We start from the raw sequence: 25,613 nt of genomic DNA, 5'->3' as shown, positions 1-25,613 counted from the left end.
AGGATCTATAAAGCCATTGTCTCAGGCATCCTGACCGCCACCATATGCCCTCGAGCACACACCTTGCCCTCAGCCGACAGGGTAATCTCCACCACCACCTTGCGAGGCTTCACCTCTGTGATCTCACCGACAAGCTCAAGTTCCACCCCCATAGGGGTCGGCGCCAGATAGTCTATGTTAAGGGCGGCGGTGACAAATCTGGGCGGCTCATCTAAGCGCTCACCCGCTAGCTCAAGCGCCCTTTGTGCGGCCGCGCTGGCACTGCCGGTACCATGACAATCGATCAATGAGGCGATCAGGCCACCATAAACAAATCCTGGGATCGCCGTGTGAAAGGGCTCGGGGGTAAAATGAGCTATGGTCTGCTCACCGCGCCAGTAACTCTTAAGCTGATGACCACGTTCATTGTTGCGACCACAGCCGTAACAATGGCTTAAGTCATCTGGATAAGCATCCTGAAAAGCGATTCCCTGCATAGTAAACTCCTCGACAAATTGGCCTTCTACGCTAACGGGATAGCACCACCATGGCAACACAGACTTAAGCACTAATCACTTGTCACTATGCCGGTACGCCATCCAATAAAAAAGGGCCCTGTGGGCCCCTTTTAAGCAGCTTAGTTCACTAGAAACTCGACAGAATACCTGCCGGCAGATAGCGATTATAGCTGGCGCTCAGTAGCAGCTTGGTAGCCGCCTCGATATCCGGACCGAAGAATCTGTCCTTGTCATAATAAGCTACCACCTCACGCAGCTCGGCCTTAGCCTGAGCCACAGCGGTCGCTGGTTGCAGCGGTGCGCGGAAATCCAAGCCCTGAGCCGCCGCCAGCAATTCAACTGCCAGTACGCCACGGGTGTTTTCCGACATATCACGCAGACGGCGCGCCGCGAAGGTCGCCATAGAGACGTGATCTTCCTGGTTAGCGGAAGTTGGCAGACTGTCAACCGAGGCAGGGTGTGCATAGGTCTTGTTTTCAGAGGCCAGGGCCGCCGCCGTCACCTGCGCAATCATAAAGCCTGAATTCACCCCGCCATTTTCCACCAAAAATGGTGGCAGCTTAGAGAGGTTAGAGTCGATCAACAAGGCGATACGACGTTCGGCAATCGAGCCCAGCTCGGCAATGGCAATCGCCAGGTTATCCGCCGCCATGGCCACAGGCTCTGCGTGGAAGTTACCGCCCGAGATGATATCGCCGGTATCCTGGAACACCAATGGGTTATCGGTTACGCCGTTAGCCTCGGTGGCCAGCACTTCGGCAGCGTGACGGATCTGAGTTAGACAAGCGCCTAATACCTGTGGCTGACAGCGCAGCGAGTAAGGATCTTGCACCTTCTCACAGTTCACATGATCTAAGCTAATCTCCGACTCTTCACCCAACAAGTGACGGAACACGGCGGCAGAGTCGATCTGTCCCTTCTGACCACGCGCAGCATGAATGCGTGGGTCGAACGGGCTACGGCTGCCCATGGCGGCCTCGACGCTCATGGCGCCAATCACCGAGCTGGCCGCAAACAGATCTTCGGCGTTAAACAGACCTTCCAGCGCCAGTGCGGTAGAAGCCTGAGTGCCATTAAGCAGCGCCAGACCTTCCTTCGCCGCCAGTTCAATGGGCTTAAGACCAGCGATCTTAAGGCCTTCGGCGGCCGAGATAAGCTGTCCCTTGTAGCTCATCTCACCTTCGCCCAGCATCGGCAGACACATGTGTGACAGCGGTGCCAGGTCGCCTGAGGCGCCTACCGACCCTTTCTCGGGCACGCAGGGGTAAACTTCGGCGTTCACCAGGGCGATCAGGAAGTTGATCACCTCGAGACGAATGCCTGAGAAACCGCGGCTCAGAGAGTTGATCTTCAGCACCATCATCAGACGCACTGTGGCATCTTGCATATACTGACCGGTACCGGCGGCATGAGACAACACGATAGAGCGCTGCAGCAACTGCAGGTCCTGCTCGCCAATCTTAGTGTTGGCCAGCAGACCAAAGCCAGTGTTAATGCCATAGACGGTACGGCCTTCGTCGATCACCTTCTGTACCAGGCCGGCGCTGGTATTGATGTCTGCTACTGCGCTCTCACACAGCTCCAGACTCACCTTGCCACGACTGATGGCTCTTAGCTGCGCCAGGCTTAAGGTGCCTGGCTTTAATACTAAATGACTCATTGTTACAACCTCTTGTTATTATTCTTATCGGTTGAGCATAGGCAGATCTAGGCCCTGCTCCTTGGCACACTGCTTAGCGATCTCATAGCCCGCATCCGCATGACGCATCACGCCCGTGGCTGGGTCATTCCACAGCACACGGCCCAGACGCGCCTCGGCCTCATCGGTACCATCGGCAACAATCACCACACCCGAGTGCTGACTGAAGCCCATGCCGACGCCGCCGCCATGGTGCAGAGACACCCAGGTCGCGCCGCTTGCTGTGTTAAGCAGAGCGTTCATCAACGGCCAATCCGATACTGCATCTGAGCCGTCCAACATAGACTCTGTCTCACGGTTAGGACTGGCCACAGAGCCAGAATCCAGATGGTCACGGCCGATCACGATAGGCGCCGACAGCTCGCCGTTTTTCACCATCTCGTTGAAGGCCTTCGCCAGACGCGCCCTGTCTTTCAGGCCGACCCAGCAGATACGTGCAGGCAGCCCCTGGAAGGCGATGCGCTCGCGCGCCATATCCAGCCAGTTGTGCAGATGCGGGTTGTCTGGGATCAGCTCCTTCACCTTGGCATCTGTCTTGTAGATATCTTCGGGATCGCCTGAGAGCGCCGCCCAGCGGAAGGGACCTATGCCTTCGCAGAAGAGAGGACGCACATAGGCTGGCACAAAGCCCGGGAAATCGAAGGCATTTTCCACGCCCTCATCAAACGCCATCTGGCGAATGTTGTTACCATAATCTGTGGTGGCCGCGCCCGCCGCCTGCAGGGCCAGCATGGCTTTCACCTGCACAGCCATCGACTGCTTGGCCGCCTTGACCACGGCCGCCTCATCTTTCTTTCGCATCTCGGCGGCGTATTCTAAAGTCCAGCCCTGTGGCAGATAGCCATTTAGCGGGTCGTGGGCCGAGGTCTGGTCGGTCACCACATCTGGCGTAACACCACGCTCAACTAACTCGGCGAAAACGTCGGCGGCGTTGGCGAGCAGGCCGACAGACACAGGCTTGCCGCTCTTGTTGGCTTCGTCGATCATCGCCAGCGCCTCATCCAGGCTAGTGGCCTTCTTATCCACATAACGGGTACGCAGACGGAAGTCGATGCGGGTCTCGTCCACCTCACAGGCCAGTACAGAGTAGCCCGCCATGGTGCCGGCCAGTGGCTGAGCGCCACCCATGCCACCCAGGCCGCCGGTGAGGATCCACTTGCCGCTGGCGTCACCGCCAAAGTGCTGCTTGGCCATGGCCACGAAGGTCTCGTAGGTGCCCTGGACGATTCCCTGAGAGCCGATGTAGATCCAAGAACCCGCTGTCATCTGGCCATACATGGCCAGGCCCTTCTTATCCAGCTCGTTGAAGTGTTCCCAGTTGGCCCAGTGTGGCACCAGGTTAGAGTTGGCGATGATGACGCGTGGCGCATTGCTGTGGGTCTTGAACACGCCCACAGGCTTGCCCGATTGCACCAGTAAGGTCTCGTCTTCTTCTAGGCGCTGTAGCACCTCGATAATCTTGTCATAGCACTGCCAGTCACGCGCCGCACGGCCGATACCGCCGTAGACCACTAGGTCTTCCGGGCGCTCGGCCACATCTGGGTGCAGGTTGTTCATCAGCATGCGCATCGGCGCCTCGGTGAGCCAGCTCTTACAGCTCAGCGTAGTGCCATGTGGCGCGATAATGCGACGGCTAGGGTCGTGTCTCTTATCCATTCTTGCTTACCTCATTTGTGCTGTCTTGATGACATTATTTTTATCTTTATTCAGTAACTCATTACCTGTGACAGTCTTAAATACTGCTTAGGGAAACAGGCCGTTCCCAAATAGGGTTATCGCTTTAACGGTTAAAGGTCAGGTGACCGCCGAGGCGGAAACGGCTGCCTGGATGCAACAGGCGAGCAAAACTCACCACCCCCTGACGGGACCAGGTACGACGCAGGATCTGCAGGCAAGGCTCGCTTTGGGTTATCTGCAATCGCTCGCGCTGGATGTCGTCGGCCACCACGGCCTCTATGGTGTGGCGCGCCTCGGTGAGCGGTGCCACAAAGGAGAGATATTCGTGGGGCGTCTGCAGGCTAAAGTCCTGGGCCAGATAGTCGGGTACCAACTGCGGATTAACGAAACGTTCTTCCAGTTGCAGCGGCGTCCCCTGCTCACAGTGCACCAATACCGAGTAGAACACCTCGCTGCCCTCCTCGAGCCCCAAAGCGATAGCAATCGGCGCCGTAGCCTGGGTTAGGGTCAACTCAAGCTGCTCCACGCTGTAACCATGGCCCCTGTCCTTGATCTCGTCGGCGATATTACGGATCGCCATCATGGAAGATTGCGACTTGAGCCCAGCCACGAAGGTGCCCAGTCCTTGGGAGCGCTCGAGCACGCCAGACTCGGTCAGCTCAGTCAGGGCACGCCGCGCCGTCATGCGGCTACAGGTAAACAGCTCGGCCAACTGGTTCTCCGATGGCACTCGGCTATGCTGCTGCCACTCGCCGGACTCCACCTTAGTCAAGATAAACTGTTTGATCTCGGCAAACTTGGGCGTCGCCATCTCTGCTCCTTGTGGGCTTGCCGGGTAGCTATTGCTCCTAGGCATCGCCGCAAACTCGATTACACTTTTCAAATGCTGAAAATTACCGCTATAATCCTAGCTTGTATATACAAGTAAATACAAGCTAGCTCACACAAATTTATTGCCGCCACCGTTAAGGCGCGCCAGTCGAGGGAAACATCATGTCTTGGGATCAGGTTTGGATTGACGTCAATATCGCCACTATGGACCCTGAAATTTCAGCGCCTTACGGTGCGATCACCGATGCCGCCATCGCCGTCAAGGAGGGCAAGATCGTCTGGATGGGTCCACGTAGCGAGCTACCCGAGTTCGATGTCTTGTCAACGCCGGTTTACAGAGGCAAGGGCGGCTGGCTTACCCCAGGCCTTATCGACGCCCACACCCATCTGGTGTTCGCCGGCAACCGCGCCAACGAGTTTGAGCTACGCCTACAAGGAGCCAGCTATGAAGAGATCGCCCGCGCTGGCGGCGGCATCATCAGCACGGTCAAGGCTTGTCGCGAGGCCAGCGAGGCCGAGCTGTTCGAACTGGGACGCCAACGCCTCAACGCCCTGGCCAAAGAAGGGGTGACCACGGTCGAGATAAAATCTGGCTACGGTCTGGACACAGAAACCGAGCTCAAGCTCCTTAGGGTCGCCCGCGAACTGGGCAAGCATCATCATGTGGACGTGAAGACCACCTTCCTCGGGGCCCACGCCATTCCGCCCGAGTACAAGGACAACAGCGACGCCTATGTGGACCTGGTGATCGACGAGATGCTGCCCGCGGTCATTAACGAAAACCTGGCCGATGCCGTGGATGTCTTCTGTGAAAACATCGCCTTCAGCCTGGAGCAGACTGAGCGCGTACTGAGCGCGGCCAAAGCAGCCGGGCTGGATATCAAGCTACACGCCGAGCAACTCTCTAACCTGGGCGGTTCGGCTATGGCGGCGAATCTCGGCGCCAAGTCGGTAGACCATATCGAATACCTGGACGAGGCTGGCGTGAAGGCTCTGAGTGAAAGTGGCACCTGCGCCACCCTGCTCCCAGGCGCCTTCTATTTCCTGCGGGAAACCCAAATGCCGCCTATCGACCTGCTGCGCCAATACAGTGTGCCCATGGTGCTGGCCAGCGACTATAACCCGGGCTCGTCGCCGCTCTGCTCCAGCCTGCTGATGCTCAACATGGGCTGCACCCTGTTCCGCCTCACCCCAGAAGAGGCACTGGCGGGCATGACCCGCAACGCCGCCAAGGCGCTAGGAGTCGAGGCCACTGTCGGCGTGCTCAAACCTGGTATGCAGGCCGATTTCTGCCTATGGGATATCACCACGCCCGCGGCCCTAGCCTACAGCTATGGGGTGGATGTGTGTAAGGAAGTGGTGAAAAACGGGAAGTTGGTTCATCAGTAAGATTGTTAGGCGCCTGAGCGATGAGGCGTACTCATCGTTTGGGTTGGCCTGCAGGACAATGACGTTTGCGTAGATTCAAGTTCACCATAACGTCTTGGTGATCAATTGCCTGCCGTGGGTGCAGCAGAGGGACATGCCAATGTCGTGATCACATGGATGTGAAAGAACGACCTCATGTGCAAGCACTCTTTTGGCAGGGTGAGTGAAGCGCAGCTTCTAGCTCACGAACGAGAGGCATGGATGCCGAACTGGCTTTTAAACAGGGAAGTTGTTCAAGCCCATCCCTGGGTGCTCTACGGTGGCATCTGATGTGAATGGATTCACAAATGCAGCGATGACATGGATGTCAAAGAGCTGCCATGCCACCGAAGGCCAAAAGCGTGCTTACACCCGGTCATCTGTCTCTTCGATTTGGCCTCAACTAATTCATCTATGAAATGCGATCAAATTTGGATATTTCTTTGTTCCTCTATCACTTATGAGTTTTCCTACTGTTGACCTAGCAGATACAAAATCAGGTTAATCGAAGAGACGTTGAATAAGGTGTGTAGGTATGTCTGAGGGTATCGAAAACAGGGCCGAAAATGTTCCCAACATTTTTCGGCATTCCCAACATCCATGTCGGTCAGATGTTTTCGTTAAGCGGCCAGGGATGGCTTTACAGCGTCCCGAAGACGTATCTGCACATAAGCCCGCGGCAGGCGATTGGTAACAGTAGCCGCCCGGCTAACAAATTCATTAGTAAACGCGGTGGAACTAAGAATACTCCAGATCTTCGGTAGCTATTTGCCTATTGCTTTAAGTGATAAAAATGCAGCTAGAAATAGCTTCAAGAAGACCTACCCTGACAACATTGTCCCCGTTGTATTGGCGGACACTTCACTGTGCCGTAGGAGCAGAAGACGCAGCAGTCGCCCGGAAGGGGTTTGAGAATCTCATGGCAGCCCTGGCATTCGTAGAAGAATTGGCAGGCATCTTCGGGCATGGTCTCCACTTGCTTGTAACCACAGTGGGGACAGGTGATCTCGGATCTGAGTTGGATTGGATTTGCCATAAAAACCTCGTGCAAAGCTCTTCATTTCAAACGACAAGCATTAAGCCATCATCATTAGCAGGCTCACAGGGCTATCTGACTTAGCTACCTGACTTAGCTACCTGACTTAGCTATCGGCCTAAGCTACGCCCATTAGAGGCAAATAAACAGCGCCGAGCTCACATTGCAGCAAGCAAGAATCTCGACTATTACCTAGCCAAAAAACACGCCGGACGCGAATGACGACACAAGATAGTTGCTCACTCGCTGTAAAGCAGAGTGATTCGGCATAAAACCGCCTGTAACGCCCGGGGGACTCTGCTTTGAGCATATTTCACTAGCAGCCAATTCTCACCCCCAACCGATAGCCACTATACCTAAAAGATCTCCCCTTGCTTGATCAAGAGTGATCAATTAGGAGTCACTATGAACAGCCATACATTCTCCCGCGCATACCCTTTGCTGATTGCCGGTTTAATTGCCGCCACAGGCTTAACCTATAGCCCAAACAGCCAGGCCGATCTACTTACCGATATCTGGAATAAACTCAAAATCACGGCAACAGACGCCGCCGACGCCGCAGAAGATGCCGGTAAAACCGTCACCAATACGGTAGACATACAAGGTAAGGTGCTGATTTTACAGAAAGCACAACAAAGTTTTAATGGCTATACCCAACAGATGTTCGACATGATTGAAAACGCTGGCAGCGAAGGTCGCATGGTGATCCAACAAGAATTTGAGGGACTCGCGGCCTTTGGTGGCGCCAGCTGCTCAGGTGGCAGCGACTGCTACCGCTTTAAAAACGATCTTATCGCCTTCGTGAGCGATCTGGAGTCTACGGGTAACCTGCTATTTAACATGCAAGACAGCAGCCTGCTAGGCAACATCTACCACTTCGACCCCATGATCAACCTGATCGACGCCATGCCTGGCTACTCGCTTTATCCCCTCTACCGCGCCTTCACTGTCGACGGTGGTGCCTTCCAATCTGGCTTCTTCGATGTATTTCACGAGATGACGACCCATCTGGAGACTTTAAGACAAGGGCTCAGCCCCAATATCAATACCAGTCTCAGCATCAACAGCCTGGTAGGCGACAGCTGCCAGTTTATCAACGGCAATCCTGCCGAGTTTGAACAGGCGGCGTTCTTCGTCACCGCCGGCGCGGGCTCCATTAAGCTATTCGGTCAACTGCTCAAGGCGCTGGGCACCACCAAGATTGAACCTGTCGCTCAGGTGCATGGCTATGTGGGCGGCACAATAAAGAATAACCCTTTGAAGAAGTTCGGTGAGCTACTCAACGGTATCTCCTCGGCGGCACTGACGGCGGCCAATTACGGCCATAACAAGCTGAGATACTGCCAGACTCAAGCAATTCAGCAGCAGATCATCGCCAATCAACAGCAAGTGATCGACAATCAGAACCAGCTGCTACAACGCCTAGATAGAATGGAAAACAGCCTGCCTGCGGGTTGGGCCAGGAAGGGCGGCGAATAGTCACATAGAATAAAGCGACGGATAAGCCAGTGTGCCAATACCGTCCCAACTGCTCTGGAGTGTGCCGCTCCAGCAGAGCGGCACCTTGTACTAGCTTAAGTAACGCCTCAGGTCTGCCTAGTTTAAGGGCTTAAGGCTTTCCATTGCCCTGCTTAAGCAGCAGCTCGGCCTTGGCACCGAGAAACACATAAATCCCCAACCCCACCAGCAAGCCAACCACGGCAAACATCATGCCGATGGCCGGCAGCACATACTCCATCTCACCCAGAGAGGCCTTAAACATGGTCAATAGCGCCTCGATAGAAACGGCAATTAAGATAGTGGAGATAAAGCGGGTGATGGTGCGCCGGGTAGAGCTGTGACGGAAGATATCCTTATGCATTAACACCTCTTCTTCGAGTATCGTCTTACCCAGATCGAACACCGCCAAGGCCAGGGTGATGAAGATGATGATGCTAAAGGGCTTAATGGATCCACTGGGCACAACGCCTTGTGCCAATAAGGCGACAATATCCACGGTTGCCATGCTGATCAGCACGAACACCATGATAAACAGCCCCAGCACCAATGCCGAGTAAATGCCCTTAAACAGTGGTGTCGCCCGGCGTCTGGCTCTATCGCCCATCATGAATTCAATCAACTGGGTCAAGTTGATATCCACCACGATAAAGCCTCGCCCAGCATCGTCATCGATACGGTAAGAGGCCGACAAACACAGTTTGCCGCTGGCATTGGAGAGATAGGGGGTGGTGATCTTAAGGCGCTTACTCTCCTGCGCCTTCGAGAAATAGGGACGATGGCTGCGGCTCAGGTTGCGCCCAACAGGAATAGCCTGCACCACACGATTGACTATAGCGACATTCTCGCTGATCTGCACTCCATCGCCGTCGAGCACATAAAGCAGCTCGATAAAGGGATAACTGTTGGCAATCTCGGCCATCGCCCGCACCCGAAAACCTGGGTCAGACAACATCAGGGGATCGCTTATCCCCACCAGAATCGACTCCATCAACTCTTTTACCAACTGCTCATGTTCATGGTAACGCTCGATCACGCTCAAATAACTCATTGCCGCCATAGACTGCTCTCCAAAGGTAACTATCCTGAGCGTTGCAACTATGGCGCCAACCCCACTCGCCAGAGTGGCACCAAGGGCAAGACACAGCGGAAACATGGCTGTATGAGTGAAAACCTAAGCAGAATAGGGGGGTGCAACTCGGAAAACCGATTGGATTAACGCTAGAGATCCACTCTGGTGGCGCCCAAACCCAACAGCATCTGCACCAAAAAAGGGCAAATGCGGATGGGTTTGGGCTGAACCTTATGGCTGAGTGTAAAAAGCTTATGGGAAGCTGTTAAGGCCGCTTCTGAGCCTCAAACGCAGCCAAACTCTCACTGTATTTGCGGGTCCAGAAAGGATGATCTGTCTTGGCCAACGCCAACTTCTGCTGCTCGATAGCCTGATCAAACATCTTCAGCTCGCCATAGACCCGAGCCAAGGCATCGTGTGCAGTGTGGGACTCAGGGTTAGCCTCCACCGCCGCGCGGTAGATGCTGAGCCCCTTGTCGCTATCCTTGGCAAACTCGGCATCCGCCAAGGCGATCAGCGAATCGGTAGAGGGCACGGCAAAGCCATACTTCTGCTGCGACAGAAAACGGTAGTGGTCGAGGATCCCTTTGACGCCGCCCTTAGCAATTTCTGAGTCAGGCGAGAGCACCCTGTGATAGTCATCGAACAGCCACTCTATGCCATAAGCGGTCGCTAGGATTGGCTGTGTCATATAGTAGGTGCCGTCGAAACGCTTCACCTTATAGTGCAACGCCGGATGATTAGTCGTCTTGAGAAGCTCCTCGAAGGCAGCGAAATCTGCCAGCTGACGCTGCTCGAAATTGCTGTCACTGGTGGTCAGCATCAGGTAGCGTGGCTTGCCCTTAATACGCTCCAGCTTCACGGCAGCCGATTTCATCACATAGGCAAAGTCGTCACTCAGTACTGGGCTTGCCGCCAAATAGGCATTAAACAACTCAGGCCGATTAAGCAGGGTGTAGAGCACCAAGCCGGCATTGCCGGTAAAGCCGTTCATGATACGAAAACCATTGGTGCGATACTTGGCATCAATGGTCGGCAGCAGCGACTGCTCCATGAAATCAAGCAAGGCGGTACTACCCTCCTGCTCAATTGCCCTACTCTTCAGCTGACCTAAGGTCTCGTCACCATCGGGCGCCGTGACGATAATGGTCTCCAACCAAGGCCAGTCACCGTTATGGCTCATCCAGTCATGCATGCCATCCAGGTAGCCGCGACTGCGGGGATGAAAGTCGAATAGGAGCACATAGCGCTTATCGGGATTCTTACCGTAGCTTGGGGGCAGAGTGACATTAAAGGCAATGGGCTTTTCAATGTCCGGAGCCTTGACCATCAGGGTCTCCAGATGAGGAGTTGCCGCCTGAACCTGGTTCAAGCTGCTGCCGAGCAGTAAAATAACGCCTACAATCCATTTATTTATCACGTGTATTCCTTTTTGTTGTTAAGTGATAACGCAACGCAAGCCGTTACCAGGTCGACATAAGAAAGTCTCTAATTCGCTCCCGGTCAGACTGACTATTACAGGAGATCATCTCACCGCAGGTACGCCCCCGCAGAGAGGTTCCCGTGCCGCTGACCGCATCGGGTACTCCACCACGCATGGTGGCAATGTGGTAACTAAATACCTCTTCGATACTAGGTGCTCGCACTTCGATCACCTCCATATCATCAGTAGGCGCTTGTCTTGCAGTCTCCTTTACTGGCTGAACCTCTGCCTGACGCTTCACCTCCAGGGCCACCTCGCTGGCTTCTGCCAGCAGATTCAGCGTCGGCTCATGTCCCGCCTCATAGGCCTTGATCAGGTAAGCCTTGGCTTTCTCCTTGTCCTTTTCCACCAGCTCGCCTTCTATATAGAGCATCCCCAGCAGGTGAGCCGCCTCATTCAGATCGCCGCGATTGGCATCTCGCAGATAGCGCATCGCCTTGTCGATATCCCGGTTCTCGCCATCTTGCAAATAGAGAATAGCCGCCTTGTACTGGGCAAAAGGATTACCTAACTTGGCCGCGCGCCGATACCACTTGGTAGATCGCTCCATGTCGACCTGAGTGCCATACCCCAAACGGTACATCTCAGCCAGGGTGTACATGGCATCGGAATGGCCGTAACGGGCCAGTGTCTTGTATTCTTTGAAGTGGTCGATGCACTCGCCACGCTCACAGCTCTCCAGCTGAGTAGGCAGCGGCTTTACGCTGATCTCGGCCGCAAGCGGCAAACAAACACAACTAGCTATCAATGCTATGCAGCTAAAAAAACCGCTATATTTTAACGTCATACGCCTTTCCCTGATCCTCTGACTTAAGCGGATTAGTATGATATTCAACCAAATACAAGTCAAACCTTGATCCGGCAAGGTCGATTGACCCTTGCTGTTTGTTAGTGCGGTAACTTGTCGGCGATTTATACGAGGCAGAGTCGGCGTGATGTAGTATTCTACATAAACTGGCGGTCACCCTTTACCTATCGCCTCCAAGCGCTGTCCCAAGGGGTGAGCTAAACGCATTGCGCTTTGTTGCTTGCCATTGACATAGCCAAACTATGTTACTTGGCTCATAAGCACAAATTAAACCTGAAAGAGAAACAGACCCTAGCCAAAGGGGCGTTTTCAGCTTAGGATCTGGCCTGTCGTATAAGCGGATCATTTCTATTAATACATAGTGGAGTAAGCCAACGTATGGGTATTCGAGCCATAGTTGTAGATACAGCAGGTACAACAACCGATCTGAACTTTATTCAGGACACCCTTTTTCCCTATTCGGCTAAGGTCCTTGCTGATTTTTTAGAAGAAAATCAAACTAATGTATTAGTCGATAACTGCATTAGCGATGTTAAAGATATCGCGCTTGAACCCGAAGCCTCACTAGAACGTGTCGTCGAGATCTTAGAACTGTGGATTGCTGAAGATCGCAAGGCGACTCCGCTTAAGACACTTCAAGGCCTAATCTGGAAACAGGGCTACGCCAAAGGTGAATTTAAGGGACATATCTACCCTGATTTTATCGACAGCGTGAAAGATATTAAGGCGCAAAACGTACGTCTTTACAGCTTCTCATCTGGCTCGGTAGATGCACAGAAACTCCTGTTCAGCCACAGCGATGGTGGCGACCTGACCGAGTACTTCGATGGTCACTTCGATACCCGTACCGGTAACAAGCTGTTTAAACAGGCTTACAGCAATATCATCAATACCATCAGCCTGGCGCCTAAGCAGGTACTGTTTATCTCTGACGTACTGGAAGAGCTCAAGGCGGCCGAACAGGCTGGCATGCGCGTGATCCAGATGGTGCGTGAGACCACTCAACGTACAGGCGACTACCCACAGATCGCCAACTTCAAAGAGTTGAGCCTCAGTTGATTCCCTTATAAACAGAAAAAGCACCGCAAGGTGCTTTTTTTATCTCTGCTGCAATCGGAATTGGTATTCCCGACAGATGCTGATATCTTAACCTAAAACTAAACGCTTGTTTGAAAATTAAAGGTTAAGATATGGAGCAGTTCGTTAGCCAGTTTCCCTTTCATACCCGCATCTCGGTCGCCTGGGGCGAGATGGATGCATTGCAACACGTCAATAACGTGGTCTATTTCCGCTACTTCGAAACGGCACGTATCGACTTTTTTAACCAGCTGTTTCCTCTAGATAAACTCTACAAATCCGGCATGGGCCCGGTGATCAGTGACAACCAGGCACGCTACAAGCGTCCGGTCACCTATCCCGATACGCTACTCGTCGGCGTCAGTATCAGCGACATCCATAAAGATCGCTTTACCATGCATTATCAGGTGTTCAGCGAGCAGCAACAGGCAATCACCACCACTGGCTCCTCGGTTGCGGTTATGTTCGACTTTCACAAGCAAGCTAAGGCCGAGCTGCCCGCCGAGCTATTGGCCGTACTCAGAGATCACTGCGTTGACTAACAGCTCATACCAATCACAGTGAGTAAGTGATCGGGTACTTGCCATGATTGGTATTACATCTCTTCATTAAACAGCAAGACTATACCACCGCCACTCAGGCCACTGTTGATGTTGAGGGTGATGCCTATCCCTATGTTGCGCAGCCAGGCTGATAGCGAAGGGGTCTGCACCACCCAGCCTGCACCGAACTCGTAGTAGTGGCGCGTCCCCATGGGGTCGATGACATCACCGCTGAGGTCGATCCGCTTGGCCAGCAGGCGCATCTCGTTCTGACGGTCGAAGAAGTCTGGCAACCCATAATGAAACACCAGGGCGTTGCTCAGACGCCCGACCTGAGGCGTCACCGCCTGCATGCCATCGTCGGTCAGCAGGCTGCGGCCTATGCCGTATCTGAGGGTACTGATAAATTCCCACTTGTTCCCCATGAGGTCACCGGTATAGGTCAGCTCGGCATTGGGGTCGAACATGATGGCGCCATAGCTGGTGTTCACCAGCTTGTCGTCGAGAATGCCACTGACGCTGCGCAGCACGGGGTCGTTATAGATTAGGCGGTTTTCCAGCCAGATAAACTGCGCCCCCAGGCCAAAGACCGCCCGCCACTGCTCATTTATCTGATACTTCCAGCGATACTCGCCCGCCAGCAGGTAGCTGGTATCCTTGATCGGACTGCTGATGGTCTCATCCTCCAGCCCCTGTATGCTGTCGCTGGCGTGCACGTAGGAGAGGCGCACCTGGATACTTTGGGACCACTCGGGCGAGAGCGGCACAGTGTCGCTCTCCCAGGGCAAGGTGTAGGAGGTCAGCTGACTGCGCCGCTTGAGCGACTCTTCGTCACCGGCGTTGATATCGCCTATCTCACTCAGGTCCACTATGGTGTTGGGGTTGAAGTCGACTATGCCTAAGGTGATCAGGTTGGCGTCGGTCAGCACCATGGCGCTGGTGATATCCCCCTTCACCTTGGCCTCGATCGCCCCACGAATGTCGATCTCCTGGGCCAAGACAGTGGTGCCGCTCCCTAACAGGAACGCGAGTCCCAATGCCGCAAGTCCCTGGGCCGCGACGTGCGTTAAACGACTGAAAAATATGCCCATCAAGCCGCAACCCTTAAGCTAAATGTTGACCGAATCATCTTGTGACTTATCTCCTCACCCTGTGCTAACGTTAAGAGTCATCCAACCAAACGAGAAGCAGACTATGACCCAGGAGACGATATTACACCAGGCCGATCAGCAGCGATTTGTGTTGTCGATTGAAGGCCATGATGCGGTATTAGAATATCAGCGGCAAGGTGATAAGGTGGATTTTGTACGGACCTTCGTGCCGGATCCCATCAGGGGTCAGGGCGTGGCCGGGCGCCTGGTGCGCCATGGGTTAGAATGGGCCAAGTCCCAGCAACTCGCCATCAGCGCCAGTTGCTGGTACGTGCAGAAGTTTTTGTAACCCGTTTATTCACCGGTCAGGGTCAGCAGCGCCTGCTTCACCTCTTCCCCTATGGGTTGGCTCTTGTCGATACTGTAGTCGTAATGCACTAAGGTGGTCTTGGCCTCGGCGGTCATTTTGCCGCCCTGCCAGCTCTGCTGCGCCACCTCGAAACTGGCGTTGCCCACACGGCTTACCCAGGTCTTTATCTCAACCGGCTGCCCATACTGGGTGGGTGAGGTGTAAGCGATGGTAAAGCCTGCCACGATCAGGTTCCACTCAGCTAAATTAAGCTCAGGATTAAAGAGCGTAAAGATAGGCTCACGCGCCGCCTCGAACCAAACAGGCATCACGGTATTATTGATATGGCCCAGGCCATCGGTTTCGTTAAATCTGGGTTGAATCGTGAGAGTAAAAAAGCGTGCTGACACAGGGCATTCCTAAGGTTAAGTCGTTATTTTTATGGCAGAGACGTTAACCGAGAAGCCAGGGGGATGCAATATGGACTTTTGGACAATTGGACGTTTAGCTTAAGGGCGCCTCATTGTGAGGCGCCCTTAATATCACTGTTATTTAACGTACATGGCGTTAATTTCAGTGGCGTATTTGTGATAGATCATCTTACGTCTTAACTTCATGGTCGGCGTTAATAGCCCGGCCTCCATCGAAAAAGCCTCGGGCAGCAGAGTAAACTTCTTGATCTTCTCAAAGCCCGCCAACTCTTGTTGCAGATGTTTGAGGCGCTGCTCGAAATGCTCTACCACATGGGAGTGACGCAGTAATTCCATCGGCGACTCGTAATGCAGCCCCTTCTCTTTAGCCCAAGCCTCCAACGACTCGAAAGCCGGAACAATCAAGGCGGTCACATAGTTTTTAGCATCGGCGATCACCGCCACCTGCTCGATAAAGGGACAGCAACCCACCTTGCCTTCGACTCGCTGCGGCGCAATATATTTGCCGTTTGATGTCTTCATTAACTCTTTAATTCTGTCGGTAATAAACAGGTTACCCTGCTCATCAATATGGCCAGCATCGCCAGTCTTCAACCAGCCATCTTCGAAAGTGTCGGCCGTCTCCTGAGGACGGTTATAATAACCGCGCATCACGGTATCGCCGCGTACTAAGATCTCGTTGTCTTTACCCAGCTTGATCTCTACCTCTGGCAGCGTCTTACCGTTAGAACCGGCAACTCTGTTATCCAGAGTGTTACAGGTCACTGTCGCAGTGGTTTCCGTCATGCCGTAGCCACAGAGCACAGGAATATCGATGGCATGGAAGAAGCTCGCGACATTTTGATCCAGCGCTGCACCGCCGCAAGGCATAAACTTAAGCCTGCCACCCAGCACCTGTTGCAGCTTGCTGTAAACCAGCTTATGGGCCAGCTTCCACTGCGCCTTAAGCCACCAAGACGCCTTAGCACGGCCTTGGCTAACCTCAAACTGGCGCTGACCTACGGCCATGGCCCAAGCAAATAATTTCTTACGGGTATCGGGTGCCTTGCTCACTTTATCCTGCACCGCGCTATACACCTTCTCCAGGAAGCGTGGCACCACACACAGGGTGTGCGGGCGAATATCGACAATCGCTTCTTTGACTGCCATGGGGTCATTAAGATAGACATTATGTCCACCCCGGCAGAGCACATAGAAGCTCCAACCGCGCTCAAATACATGGCTCAATGGCAGAAAGGCCAGCGACACATCGCCAGGCGTGAAAGGCAAAATGGTATCGTGTTGACGGATCACCGAGGCAATATTGCGATAATCCAGCATCACCCCTTTAGGGTCGCCCGTGGTGCCTGAGGTATAGATTAGGGTTAACAGATCATCCAAATCCTGCTTTGCCAAACGCTGGGCCAACTCGGCCTCAACCTCAGCGGTATAGGTTTGACTCAGTAACTGATCAAAATGAACAGCTGTTACCGCTTCACTCAGTTCAACTTCAGAGTCGAACACCACGACTTGAGTCAGACTTGGACACAAGGCCACTAATTCACAGGCCATACGGTATTGCTCAGCATCACCAACAAAGATCAGCTTGGCCTGAGCATCATCGACAATATAACGCGCCTGTTCCAGGGTACTGGTGGGATAAACGGGCACGACAACCGCCTTGGCCTTAAGGGCCCCCACATCGGCACAAGTCCACTGTGGACAGTTTTGTGACAGTATCACTACCTTATCTTGAGCAGCAAAGCCAAAACGGATCAGTGCTTTAGCAACTTGATCGCCAATCTCATCGAATCGGCGCCAGCTAACCTTCTGCCAAGGCGCGGATAAGCCATAACCTTCTAATGCAATGGCATCACCACGTTGTTGGCTCTGCGCCTGCATCAGGCTTATCGGATGATACTGTTGAAGCGACATAATTATTTGACCCTTTTAGCGTACACTTGTACCTGTTTTGCGGCATTTTACTGCAACGGCGGCCAAAAAATAAGAGTTTTTGCTCCAATAATGTTAATTAGAGCACAAAGCAGACCAGAGATGAGATCAGACGAGATGGTCTCGCCACAGCTTTTGGCTGCCCCACCAAAGCGTTAGCAGAGAAAAGGCAACCAGGCCCAAATCTATCGCTAGCCAAGCCGTAAGATCCCGCCCCTCGCGCGCAGCCAGCAGGGCAGTCGACAGCCAGATCGCATGGCAGATCACCACTAACAAACTGAGAGAGATATGCATGGCATTGCGGGATGCGCAGCCTAGCCCCAGCAAGATGGCACATACGCTAAAGGTGCTTAAGACCAGGTGACACCAGATGATCAGGGTCACACTGTCGCTCAGCCAATAAGCGAAACTTGCCAATAGCGCCATGGTCAGAGTGATATAACCCAGTAAACGATATTGCCCTCTGGCAAAGGCCTCTACCATCCCCTGCTTACCGTCAAATCCCGGCAGTATGTACAGGGTTTCTGCCGCGCGCCAGCGCTGAATACGGCTCCAATGTACCAAAGAGCAGGCAACCGCGCTGAACTGTCCCATGATGAAAAGGACCGGCAGCTCTATGCCCGCAACCACATTCACTAAACTCATCACTAGCGCCAGGCTTGGTAGCAGCACCAGCAACATGGAGAGCATAGGGCCGGTAAAGAAGTTCACAGGATGGAGCCACCTGTCCAGGCGCATCATCAAGTTATTGGAACCTAGATTCGGCAGCCAAAACCAGCCCATCTCCAAGCCATTGAGATAGACAGAGCGGGCCTCAAGGTGCCAGACCACACGCTGCAGATCGCAGCGAATAAGATAGATAAAACCTATGATGGCCACTGGCAGGCACCATAAGCTCAAGCTAGGCAGCATGGCGGTGATTTCGGGTAAGAAGGGCAGTAATAAAAACAGGCCAAAAGAGAAATAGAAACTCTTGATGTGCAACCGGCAGACATAGACAAAGGCCACCCCTGCCAGAGTTGCCACCCCTACCTGGGCAATGGCGCCCTCAATAGGCAAGATCAGCGCCGCAGTCAGCGAGATCAGGCTGGCAACGCCGCCGACCATCAGAGCTTGCCACTGAATGTTATCAGCATAACCCGGCACCAGGCTGGCCCATTCGGTGGCCGACAAACGGTTGAGTTGCCAGGCGATCGCCGCACAGGTCGACACCTGTATCATCCCCAGCATAACGGGCATTGCGGCATATTTTTCCGCCACGGCCATCACCAGCAACATCACTAGCGCGAGTAAGCCAGTGCCAAGAAAACTGGCGCTGCCGACATCAAATAACCAGAAACGCCCCATGCCGCGCAGAACCTTAGGCATCATCTGTGTAACTCCATAAAGAGTTGTTCCAGATTCATCGGCGTCACCGTGTCGAAACAAGCGGCCATTGAGGGCTCATAGTGATCCACCAGCAGCTTATCCTGCTGACGGTTAAGCACCACTAGCCCGTCGGGCAACACTTGCCCCGGCTTAAGGCTCACCAACTGGACACTCTCCCTCAGGGCATCGATCTCTTTGAAGAGCACCAACTTGCCTTTACGCATCAGGGCCACATGGCTGGCAACCCGCTCGAGATCTGAGGTGATGTGGGAGGAAAACAAGACAGCTGAGCCAGCATCTAAAGCCAACTCAAACAGATCTGACATAAACTCGCGTCTGGCAATAGGATCCAGGCTGGCGACTGGCTCGTCGAGGATCAAGAGTTTCGGACGATAAGCCATGGCCATGATCAGCGCCAGCGACTGGCGCTGCCCCACCGAGAGGCGCTGCACCTGTTGCTGCCCATCGAGATCGAATCGGGCCAGCCACTCCTGCTCCAAAGACGTATCCCAGTTAGGGTAGAAACTGCGATGCAGTGTGAGGGCTCTCTCGACGCTAAAGCCTTCATAACCAAAAGGCTGCTGCGGCACATAGCCGATAAGCTCCTTCTGGGCAGAGCTCAGGTTTTCGCTGGAACCGCCCAGGATCTCTATTCGCCCCTGCGTCACGTTTAGTATGCCTAAGGCGCAACGCATCAGGGTCGACTTACCGGCGCCGTTTTGCCCCAGTAGGCCCACCACCATGCCAGGATAGAGGGCCATAGACAGCTCATCTATGGCTAACTTGTCGTCGAATGCCTTGCTGATCTCATGAAAGGCCAATATAGCTTGATTGCTCTCTTGCATCTGCATCTGTTCCTTTATTGCGCTTGCTGCCATGCCTTGGCAATGATGGTGTTGAGTTCATCCAGGCTAACGCCGAGTTGTTTAGCCTGAGCGATAAGTGAATTGACTTGAGGCGTCATCAAATCAACGCTGGAGGTGCCTTGGCTATCGCCACGTTGTGCCACCCTGGTCGGCTGACCACGACGACGCTCCAACCAGCCCTGTTCCACCAGCTGCTGAATGGCGCGAGAAACCGTCATTGGGTTAACCGTCAAATGCTCGGCAATCTGCCGCACCGAAGGCAATACCTCCAAGGGCTGCAACTGGCCGCCCACAATCAAGCGCACAATCTGATCGCTTAACTGTCGGTAGATGGGGTCACCATTACTGGGGTTGACACTAAGTAAATCTAGCATTAGTCTTTATTCACTGTATTAATACATTGATACACCGATACAGTATTAAACTAACATAGATACGATAAATTTCAACTAAGGAATCGGTATCATGCTTCAAGGAAAGGTAAAATTGATGGTCAATAGACGCTCCCACATGCAGCGGGTTTTGGCGCTACTACTGCCCATTTGCATGGCAATACTCTTGCTGTCTCAGCCCACTTGGGCCAACCCAAAAGAAGAAGGCAAGACTGAGGCTTGCTATGTCGATGGTCTATCAGATCGTCTGCGTTGCGGCGTTATTACAGTGCCCGAAAACTATGACGCCCCCCAGGGAAAACAGATACAGATCCACTATCTGGTCCTACCCGCCATCAAGCCCAGCTTTGAAAAAGAAGCCCTGCTAGCCATCGCAGGTGGTCCTGGCCAGTCGGCCATAGATAACGCCGCCAGCTTCGACAAGATCTTTACTAAGGTACGCCAGCAGCGCGATATTCTGCTGATCGATCAGCGCGGCACAGGTCTTTCAAACCCACTGACCTGCGACGGAGAGGGTTTCGAAGGCGGCCTGGCCTTTAATGAAGAGCAACTGGATATCGCCGCCGAGACCAAGGCCTGCCTTGATAAGCTTGATGCCGATGTCAGCCAATATGGCAGTGAAACCGCCCTCAAAGATTTCGAGGCAGTCAGACAAGCCCTTGGCTACCAAAAACTGCACCTGTATGGCATCTCTTACGGCACTCGTATGGCGCAGCTCTATATGCGCCACCATCCAGAGGCCTTGGCCACCGTCACCTTAGATGGTGTGGTTCCCATGCAGCAAAGTGTGATTAATATTGGCGACGCCATCACCCGCGCCATAGATCTGCTGCTAAAAGATTGCCAAAACAACGACCTGTGTCATCAACAATTCCCGAAACTTGGTGAAGAACTCGCCCAGGTTGAAACCCTGCTTAGCCAAGGCGCGGCGATCAGCCAGACACGCGACCCGCTAACCAATGCACCCACTAAACTCGTGATGACCAAGGGCAAATTTATGGGCGCCATCCGCATGGCTCTCTACATGCCTAATGTCAGGGCACTACTGCCCCACGCCATCCATCAGGCAGCCCAGGGCAATTATCAGGCAATCACCGGACTTTACGCCCTTACCGTCAACAGCACAGGCATTGCAGCCGGCATGCACTCGGCCGTGGTTTGTGGCGAAGATTGGCACCGCTTTAGCGAGGCGGAGCGCGAGCGCTTAACACAGAGCTACTTCGGTAAAGAGATGATCAAGGCATTCGATCTCTCCTGCCCTATCTGGCAGATCCCGCCTGTTAGCCTTGATTTTGCAGACCCCATTGCCAGTAACCTCCCCACCTTATTGTTATCTGGCGAGATAGATCCCGCGACACCACCGAGCTGGGGCGAGCTGGCAACCGCAAAGCTGACCAATGCCAAACACTTCGTTGCCCCCTATGCCACCCATGGTGTGGCTTATCAGTCTTGCGCCAACACCCTTATCGCAGAACTGATCGGCAGCGGCAGTGTTGATGGACTCTCGCCAACCTGTTTAAACAATGATGTCAGTCGTAATTTCTACCTCAATGCCAACACGGTAGAAGCCATCCCACAGGACACACTCAGCCAGAGCATCAGCCAGGCCAAGCTTAGTGACGACCAGCAGCAAGGAGTGCAACATGATTAAGGTATCGAATTTATCTAAGCGCATCGGCGAAGTGCAGGCGCTGAACGATCTGAGCTTCGAGGCCCTGGACGGCCAGATCACCGGCTTGCTGGGCCCCAATGGCGCAGGCAAGACCACCTGTCTACGCACCGTCTTTGGTCTGCTTAAGCCAGATCAAGGGATCGCCGAAATCGACGGCATAGATGTGGCCAAACAGCCTGTTGCCGCCAAGCAGCAGCTGGGACTGTTTCCCGATCCCTTCGGCCTGTATGAGCGCCTGACGCCCAGAGAGTACATTCGCTACTTTGCCGAGCTCAATGGTCTCTCCCGCGATCAGGCCAAGGCCGCCTCGGCCAAGGTGCTGGGAAAACTACATATGAATGATATTGCCGATCGCAAATGCAAGGGCTTCTCTCAGGGGCAGCGCATGAAGACGGCACTGGCCCAGGCGATTGTGCATGAGCCCACCAATATCATACTCGACGAACCGACTCGCGGCCTGGACGTGATGAGCACCCGGGTACTGCGTGACCTGCTCAAAGATCTTAAAGAAGCTGGACACTGTGTACTCTTCTCCAGCCATGTGATGCAGGAAGTTGCCGCCCTGTGTGATCGGGTGATCGTCATGGCCGAGGGACGAGTGGTCGCCGTTGGCAGCCCCCAAGAGCTCTGCCAACAGACAGGTAAGGACTCACTGGAAGATGCCTTTATCCAGCTAATCGGTACCGACGAGGGAATCGCAGCATGATCAGTTCAATTATTACTATGGTCAGAAAAGAGCTGACCGATGCCGCCAGAGACAAACGCTCTGTCATGGCCGGGCTCTATTATGCCATCGGCGCGCCGCTAATGATGTGTGGCATGTTTATGATCCTCATTGGCCAGATCACCAGCCCAGAGGCGCTCAACATCACCATCACCCATGGTGAGCGTGCCCCGGATCTGGTGAAGTATCTCGCCAGCAACGAGATCAGCCAAGGCGAAGAGAGCGACCGCAAAGAGATAAAACTCGTCATCAGCCCTGACTACGCCGCCAACATGGCCAAGAGCCAGGCAGCCGAGATAGTGCTGATCGCCGACAACTCCAACGAGAAACTGCAGTCATCGATTCGCCGTCTGGAAAAGGCACTGCAACAATATAGTGCCGAGATGGGCAGCTTGCGGCTGATCGCCCGCGGCATCGACCCTAAGGTGATGCAGCCCATCAAAGTTAAGGTGGAAGATCAGGCCACCTCTGATTCCAAGGGCGGAATGATCTTGGGCATCGCCATCTTCATGATGGTCTATGCGGTGTTTATCTCGGGCATGAACCTGGCCATAGACACCAGCGCCGGCGAGCGCGAGCGCAACTCCCTGGCGCTGCTGCTCAGCCACCCGGTATCGACCCGCGACATAGTAGTGGCCAAGGTGGCGGCAGTTACTATTTTTGCCATGTTGGGGCTTATCCTCACCCTAGTGATCTCGAAAATCGCCTACGGCTTCGTGCCTTGGCAGGAACTGGGCTTCTCGGTCAACATCAATGTCGACTTCATCCTCTTGATGCTGGCGATCGGCCTGCCCATCGCCCTAATGGCGGCGGCGCTGCAGCTGTTTGTCTCCTTTATGGCCAAATCATTTAAGGAGGCGCAGTCCTACCTCACCATAGTGCTGATCGTGCCCATGATGCTGTCGATGGCGGCAAGCTACAACATAGCGCCAGACACACTACAGTGGCTGCCGATCTCGGGTCAGATGCAGGCTCTGATCGCCTTCATCAAGGGCAAGGAGATCCCCATGCTGCAACTGGCGCTCTCAAGTGCCATCACCTTTATCATCGCCCTGGCTCTGGCCTTTGGTATGGAACGCTCACTCAAGAGTGAAAAAATCGTCTTCGGACTCTAACCCCTACGGGCCTCCTAAGGAGGCCCAAACATGAGGAACCTGCTATGGATAAGCAACAAGTCGTCATGATCATCATGTTGGTGCTCGTGGCCGCAACCACCTTAAGTGAAATGTACAAGTACTACTTAAAACAGCAAAAGCGCAAGCAAGTGTCTGATAACACTGATGAGGTACTCAGGCTCAAGCAACACAATGAACAGCTGGAGCAAAGAGTCAGAGTGCTGGAACGCATAGTCACCGACAACGACTACCAATTGAAGCAGGAGTTTGAGACGCTCAGCCGCAATGCTTGACTTTTTCTCTTGTACCAGAGACCACCTATGGTTTTATAATGGCGAAATACGATAAATCGCTTAAAAAACACAAGGTACAAGAGGATATGACCATTTCATCAGCTGTTAAACGCACATTCGTTGGCCTGCTAGCCCTTGTTGGACTGTCGGGCTGCGCCAACGCATTGTGCGGCGCCCAGACAGATCACGCCACCAACCCGCTGCAGAGAGAAAACACCCGCCTTGAATGTGAGCGCCAAGTAATGAACGCCATAGACGAAAAAGAGCGCCAAGAGCAGAAAGAAAATGACGCTCTATTCAAGGCCCACATGGAAAAGCACACTAAGACCTCAAAGTAACGCTTGGACTTGATCTGGCTCGACTCAAGCTCAGCCTCGGCGTTTGCCACAAACCAAGCCGGTCCGCTAGCAACAAGTGTGAGTGTTAAATTTTTGCCTATAGGCCCTCGGCGAGAGGCTAGTCAACTGAATGAACAGCTTTCGAAAGGAGCTGACATCTTCATAACCCACTCGGGCCACAATCTGCTCTAACGCCAACTCAGTGGTTTCCAACAAGCGTTTAGCCTCATCGACCCTCAGCCGCTGCATATAGCTGGCGGGGGTCTCATTAAGCGCCCGTTTAAAGCGGCGGATCAGAGTGCGCTTACCCACGGCAAACTTAGTGGCTACCTCATCGAGTAACCAGTTTTGATTTAAGTTAGCCTGCATCCACTGCTGAATATTTCTGACCAGCTCATCCTGGTGATGCTCGGGGGTGATTGCCATGGTCATAAAGGGTTGCTGTGAACAGCGATTAGGATCGATCAGCAATATTTTAGCCATCTGCTGCGCCAACGACTCGCCCGCCAGCAGCCCAACCAAATGCAAGGCCAGGCTTAAATTTGAGGTGGTCGCCCCCGCGGTATGAAACTGACCGTCAGATACCACCAAGGAGTCCATGCAGAGCTTAACCCGCGCAAAATTACGCTCAAACATCTGTGACAACCACCAAACAGTGGTGGCCCGCCGGTTATCCAGCAGCCCTGAGGTCGCCAACATCAGCGTACCTGAACAATAGGCGGCGATAGGCTTACCCGTTTGTGCATAGGCTCTCAGAGGGGATAACAGGGGCAAAAAATCTTGCTGATATTGGTTAAACTCCGCCTTGTTGGTCACAAAGGCAGACGCCAGCACCACGGCATCGGCAGTTTGTAGCTGGCTATCGTCGGTCAAACCCATGGCCGCCAATTGGAAGCCTTGATTGGTGGTGATCGCCTTGCCATCGCCGGAAACGATATGGCAATGAAACAGGTCTTGAGTCGCATCAGGATTGAGCCTGCGATACAGGGCGTTGGTAAAGCTAAATACATCAATCAGCCCCACTATGCCGCCGGCCACCACATTGCCCGCCGCCAGTATCATGATTGTCTTCATCCCTTCTCCCTCATCCAAGCACTTGTCACTTGCCACGTGTCACTTATCACCCTTATTTTGTCAATAATGACACTTCAGGCCTGTTTGTCGAGTTTTTATACTGACCACATTGCAAAAAGAAGGAGTAAGCAGATGAACACACGGACACTACACCTGATCCTAAGCCTGGGTTACTTGGGCATAAGCTGGACCCTGCTGCTATGGCTGCACTTTACCACCCAACCCAACCTGTTCGGCCATTTTATTGCCATCCCAAGCCTGTTGTTATTTAGCGCCTTTAGCGCGCACCAGATCATCCGCAAGGGGCTATAAACGGGCAATAAAAAAGCCCAGCCTGAGCTG

26 protein-coding genes are annotated in these 25,613 nt (G+C 53.6%); 11 read left to right on the top strand and 15 right to left on the bottom strand.

The genetic code is table 11. The annotated features are described in order from the left end of the window. Positions 1–5 precede the first annotated feature (5 nt). The 4 genes from L2712_RS18430 to hutC all read right to left on the bottom strand — a co-directional run bounded on the left by L2712_RS18430 (position 6) and on the right by hutC (position 4,684). Complete coding sequence (locus tag L2712_RS18430) at positions 6–476, bottom strand: PaaI family thioesterase (RefSeq protein WP_248978645.1); 471 nt, start codon at positions 474–476, stop codon at positions 6–8. A 148-nt stretch (positions 477–624) separates the two neighbouring features. Continuing rightward, positions 625–2,157, bottom strand: coding sequence for a histidine ammonia-lyase (gene hutH, locus L2712_RS18425; RefSeq protein WP_088905787.1), 1,533 nt, complete (start codon positions 2,155–2,157; stop codon positions 625–627). A gap of 24 nt (positions 2,158–2,181) precedes the next feature. Next, entirely contained in the window at positions 2,182–3,852 is a 1,671-nt protein-coding gene (gene hutU, locus L2712_RS18420) for a urocanate hydratase (RefSeq protein ID WP_033540473.1), read from the bottom strand. Between the two features lie 124 nt (positions 3,853–3,976). After that, positions 3,977–4,684, bottom strand: coding sequence for a histidine utilization transcriptional repressor HutC (gene hutC, locus L2712_RS18415; protein WP_033540474.1), 708 nt, complete (start codon positions 4,682–4,684; stop codon positions 3,977–3,979). Positions 4,685–4,866: 182 nt separating this feature from the next. On the opposite strand from hutC, the gene hutI reads away from it, so the two are divergent. Beyond that, the gene (hutI, locus tag L2712_RS18410) at positions 4,867–6,093 is read left to right on the top strand and encodes an imidazolonepropionase (RefSeq protein ID WP_248978644.1); all 1,227 of its coding nucleotides are present in this window, start codon (positions 4,867–4,869) and stop codon (positions 6,091–6,093) included. Between the two features lie 829 nt (positions 6,094–6,922). Here the strand turns inward: hutI and L2712_RS18405 are convergent. After that, entirely contained in the window at positions 6,923–7,147 is a 225-nt protein-coding gene (locus L2712_RS18405) for a GDCCVxC domain-containing (seleno)protein (protein WP_081953862.1), read from the bottom strand. A gap of 405 nt (positions 7,148–7,552) precedes the next feature. Here L2712_RS18405 and L2712_RS18400 point away from each other — a divergent pair, with 405 nt between their 5' ends. Next, positions 7,553–8,626: a hypothetical protein gene (locus L2712_RS18400; RefSeq protein WP_248978643.1), complete on the top strand. Its 1,074-nt coding sequence runs from the start codon at positions 7,553–7,555 to the stop codon at positions 8,624–8,626. A gap of 130 nt (positions 8,627–8,756) precedes the next feature. Here the strand turns inward: L2712_RS18400 and L2712_RS18395 are convergent, their stop codons facing one another. From L2712_RS18395 to L2712_RS18385, 3 genes are all read right to left on the bottom strand, one after another. Continuing rightward, complete coding sequence (locus L2712_RS18395) at positions 8,757–9,704, bottom strand: PDC sensor domain-containing protein (RefSeq protein ID WP_248978642.1); 948 nt, start codon at positions 9,702–9,704, stop codon at positions 8,757–8,759. 277 nt (positions 9,705–9,981) lie between these two features. Next, positions 9,982–11,136 carry an alpha/beta hydrolase-fold protein gene (locus L2712_RS18390; RefSeq protein WP_248978641.1) on the bottom strand — a complete coding sequence of 385 codons (1,155 nt, stop codon included), beginning with the start codon at positions 11,134–11,136 and terminating at the stop codon, positions 9,982–9,984. A 43-nt stretch (positions 11,137–11,179) separates the two neighbouring features. Further along, entirely contained in the window at positions 11,180–11,986 is an 807-nt protein-coding gene (locus L2712_RS18385) for a tetratricopeptide repeat protein (protein WP_033540480.1), read from the bottom strand. A 399-nt stretch (positions 11,987–12,385) separates the two neighbouring features. Here L2712_RS18385 and mtnC point away from each other — a divergent pair, with 399 nt between their 5' ends. Both mtnC and L2712_RS18375 read left to right on the top strand, forming a co-directional pair. Continuing rightward, positions 12,386–13,066: an acireductone synthase gene (gene mtnC / locus L2712_RS18380; protein WP_033540481.1), complete on the top strand. Its 681-nt coding sequence runs from the start codon at positions 12,386–12,388 to the stop codon at positions 13,064–13,066. A gap of 131 nt (positions 13,067–13,197) precedes the next feature. Further along, complete coding sequence (locus L2712_RS18375) at positions 13,198–13,626, top strand: acyl-CoA thioesterase (RefSeq protein ID WP_033540482.1); 429 nt, start codon at positions 13,198–13,200, stop codon at positions 13,624–13,626. Between the two features lie 53 nt (positions 13,627–13,679). Here the strand turns inward: L2712_RS18375 and L2712_RS18370 are convergent, their stop codons facing one another. Beyond that, positions 13,680–14,717, bottom strand: a complete 1,038-nt coding sequence (locus L2712_RS18370) for a Solitary outer membrane autotransporter beta-barrel domain (RefSeq protein ID WP_248978640.1) — start codon at positions 14,715–14,717, stop codon at positions 13,680–13,682. Between the two features lie 103 nt (positions 14,718–14,820). Between L2712_RS18370 and L2712_RS18365 the strand changes: the two genes are divergently transcribed. Next, positions 14,821–15,066: a GNAT family N-acetyltransferase gene (locus L2712_RS18365; protein WP_248978639.1), complete on the top strand. Its 246-nt coding sequence runs from the start codon at positions 14,821–14,823 to the stop codon at positions 15,064–15,066. 5 nt (positions 15,067–15,071) lie between these two features. Here the strand turns inward: L2712_RS18365 and L2712_RS18360 are convergent, their stop codons facing one another. The 5 genes from L2712_RS18360 to L2712_RS18340 all read right to left on the bottom strand — a co-directional run bounded on the left by L2712_RS18360 (position 15,072) and on the right by L2712_RS18340 (position 20,037). After that, a complete protein-coding gene (locus tag L2712_RS18360) occupies positions 15,072–15,476 on the bottom strand; it encodes an acyl-CoA thioesterase (protein ID WP_248978638.1) in 405 nt (134 codons plus the stop codon). A 138-nt stretch (positions 15,477–15,614) separates the two neighbouring features. Next, entirely contained in the window at positions 15,615–17,411 is a 1,797-nt protein-coding gene (locus L2712_RS18355) for an AMP-dependent synthetase/ligase (RefSeq protein ID WP_248978637.1), read from the bottom strand. Between the two features lie 126 nt (positions 17,412–17,537). Then, complete coding sequence (locus tag L2712_RS18350) at positions 17,538–18,800, bottom strand: hypothetical protein (RefSeq protein ID WP_248978636.1); 1,263 nt, start codon at positions 18,798–18,800, stop codon at positions 17,538–17,540. Then, positions 18,797–19,642 carry an ABC transporter ATP-binding protein gene (locus L2712_RS18345; RefSeq protein ID WP_248978635.1) on the bottom strand — a complete coding sequence of 282 codons (846 nt, stop codon included), beginning with the start codon at positions 19,640–19,642 and terminating at the stop codon, positions 18,797–18,799. Before L2712_RS18345 ends, L2712_RS18350 begins: the two co-directional genes overlap by 4 nt. A 14-nt stretch (positions 19,643–19,656) precedes the next feature. Beyond that, positions 19,657–20,037, bottom strand: a complete 381-nt coding sequence (locus tag L2712_RS18340; RefSeq protein ID WP_033540486.1) for a GntR family transcriptional regulator — start codon at positions 20,035–20,037, stop codon at positions 19,657–19,659. Positions 20,038–20,128: 91 nt separating this feature from the next. Between L2712_RS18340 and L2712_RS18335 the strand changes: the two genes are divergently transcribed. The 5 genes from L2712_RS18335 to L2712_RS18315 are packed head-to-tail and all read left to right on the top strand — an operon-like array spanning position 20,129 to position 24,197. Next, positions 20,129–21,706 (top strand): alpha/beta hydrolase, encoded by a 1,578-nt coding sequence (locus L2712_RS18335; protein WP_428848630.1) that lies wholly within the window; start codon positions 20,129–20,131, stop codon positions 21,704–21,706. Next, positions 21,699–22,433 carry an ABC transporter ATP-binding protein gene (locus L2712_RS18330; RefSeq protein WP_033540487.1) on the top strand — a complete coding sequence of 245 codons (735 nt, stop codon included), beginning with the start codon at positions 21,699–21,701 and terminating at the stop codon, positions 22,431–22,433. Before L2712_RS18335 ends, L2712_RS18330 begins: the two co-directional genes overlap by 8 nt. Beyond that, complete coding sequence (locus L2712_RS18325; RefSeq protein WP_248978665.1) at positions 22,433–23,566, top strand: ABC transporter permease; 1,134 nt, start codon at positions 22,433–22,435, stop codon at positions 23,564–23,566. Before L2712_RS18330 ends, L2712_RS18325 begins: the two co-directional genes overlap by 1 nt. A gap of 44 nt (positions 23,567–23,610) precedes the next feature. Further along, complete coding sequence (locus tag L2712_RS18320; RefSeq protein WP_088905800.1) at positions 23,611–23,859, top strand: hypothetical protein; 249 nt, start codon at positions 23,611–23,613, stop codon at positions 23,857–23,859. 38 nt (positions 23,860–23,897) lie between these two features. Continuing rightward, positions 23,898–24,197, top strand: coding sequence for a hypothetical protein (locus L2712_RS18315; RefSeq protein WP_033540489.1), 300 nt, complete (start codon positions 23,898–23,900; stop codon positions 24,195–24,197). Positions 24,198–24,263: 66 nt separating this feature from the next. On the opposite strand, the gene L2712_RS18310 is transcribed toward L2712_RS18315, so the two are convergent. Further along, positions 24,264–25,271 (bottom strand): GlxA family transcriptional regulator, encoded by a 1,008-nt coding sequence (locus L2712_RS18310; protein WP_248978634.1) that lies wholly within the window; start codon positions 25,269–25,271, stop codon positions 24,264–24,266. 132 nt (positions 25,272–25,403) lie between these two features. On the opposite strand from L2712_RS18310, the gene L2712_RS18305 reads away from it, so the two are divergent. After that, positions 25,404–25,583 (top strand): hypothetical protein, encoded by a 180-nt coding sequence (locus L2712_RS18305; RefSeq protein WP_033540491.1) that lies wholly within the window; start codon positions 25,404–25,406, stop codon positions 25,581–25,583. Positions 25,584–25,613: the final 30 nt, after the last annotated feature.

The organism is Shewanella marisflavi (genome assembly GCF_023283925.1).
Taxonomy (GTDB): domain Bacteria; phylum Pseudomonadota; class Gammaproteobacteria; order Enterobacterales; family Shewanellaceae; genus Shewanella; species Shewanella marisflavi.
Note: the sequence above shows the minus strand (reverse complement) of the source record. Positions and strands in the feature narration are given on the sequence as shown.

Excerpts from the sequence above, each read along its gene's own strand:
- L2712_RS18375 (WP_033540482.1), top strand. The coding sequence starts at position 13,198 with ATGGAGCAGTTCGTTAGCCAGTTTCCCTTTCATACCCGCATCTCGGTC.
- L2712_RS18370 (WP_248978640.1), bottom strand. The coding sequence starts at position 14,717 with ATGGGCATATTTTTCAGTCGTTTAACGCACGTCGCGGCCCAGGGACTT.
- hutC (WP_033540474.1), bottom strand. The coding sequence starts at position 4,684 with ATGGCGACGCCCAAGTTTGCCGAGATCAAACAGTTTATCTTGACTAAG.
- L2712_RS18320 (WP_088905800.1), top strand. The coding sequence starts at position 23,611 with ATGGATAAGCAACAAGTCGTCATGATCATCATGTTGGTGCTCGTGGCC.
- L2712_RS18430 (WP_248978645.1), bottom strand. The coding sequence starts at position 476 with ATGCAGGGAATCGCTTTTCAGGATGCTTATCCAGATGACTTAAGCCAT.
- L2712_RS18395 (WP_248978642.1), bottom strand. The coding sequence starts at position 9,704 with ATGGCGGCAATGAGTTATTTGAGCGTGATCGAGCGTTACCATGAACAT.
- L2712_RS18365 (WP_248978639.1), top strand. The coding sequence starts at position 14,821 with ATGACCCAGGAGACGATATTACACCAGGCCGATCAGCAGCGATTTGTG.
- L2712_RS18350 (WP_248978636.1), bottom strand. The coding sequence starts at position 18,800 with ATGATGCCTAAGGTTCTGCGCGGCATGGGGCGTTTCTGGTTATTTGAT.
- hutH (WP_088905787.1), bottom strand. The coding sequence starts at position 2,157 with ATGAGTCATTTAGTATTAAAGCCAGGCACCTTAAGCCTGGCGCAGCTA.
- L2712_RS18400 (WP_248978643.1), top strand. The coding sequence starts at position 7,553 with ATGAACAGCCATACATTCTCCCGCGCATACCCTTTGCTGATTGCCGGT.
- L2712_RS18340 (WP_033540486.1), bottom strand. The coding sequence starts at position 20,037 with ATGCTAGATTTACTTAGTGTCAACCCCAGTAATGGTGACCCCATCTAC.
- L2712_RS18310 (WP_248978634.1), bottom strand. The coding sequence starts at position 25,271 with ATGAAGACAATCATGATACTGGCGGCGGGCAATGTGGTGGCCGGCGGC.
- hutU (WP_033540473.1), bottom strand. The coding sequence starts at position 3,852 with ATGGATAAGAGACACGACCCTAGCCGTCGCATTATCGCGCCACATGGC.
- mtnC (WP_033540481.1), top strand. The coding sequence starts at position 12,386 with ATGGGTATTCGAGCCATAGTTGTAGATACAGCAGGTACAACAACCGAT.
- hutI (WP_248978644.1), top strand. The coding sequence starts at position 4,867 with ATGTCTTGGGATCAGGTTTGGATTGACGTCAATATCGCCACTATGGAC.
- L2712_RS18305 (WP_033540491.1), top strand. The coding sequence starts at position 25,404 with ATGAACACACGGACACTACACCTGATCCTAAGCCTGGGTTACTTGGGC.
- L2712_RS18405 (WP_081953862.1), bottom strand. The coding sequence starts at position 7,147 with ATGGCAAATCCAATCCAACTCAGATCCGAGATCACCTGTCCCCACTGT.
- L2712_RS18330 (WP_033540487.1), top strand. The coding sequence starts at position 21,699 with ATGATTAAGGTATCGAATTTATCTAAGCGCATCGGCGAAGTGCAGGCG.
- L2712_RS18385 (WP_033540480.1), bottom strand. The coding sequence starts at position 11,986 with ATGACGTTAAAATATAGCGGTTTTTTTAGCTGCATAGCATTGATAGCT.
- L2712_RS18315 (WP_033540489.1), top strand. The coding sequence starts at position 23,898 with ATGGCGAAATACGATAAATCGCTTAAAAAACACAAGGTACAAGAGGAT.
- L2712_RS18345 (WP_248978635.1), bottom strand. The coding sequence starts at position 19,642 with ATGCAAGAGAGCAATCAAGCTATATTGGCCTTTCATGAGATCAGCAAG.
- L2712_RS18355 (WP_248978637.1), bottom strand. The coding sequence starts at position 17,411 with ATGTCGCTTCAACAGTATCATCCGATAAGCCTGATGCAGGCGCAGAGC.
- L2712_RS18335 (WP_428848630.1), top strand. The coding sequence starts at position 20,129 with ATGCTTCAAGGAAAGGTAAAATTGATGGTCAATAGACGCTCCCACATG.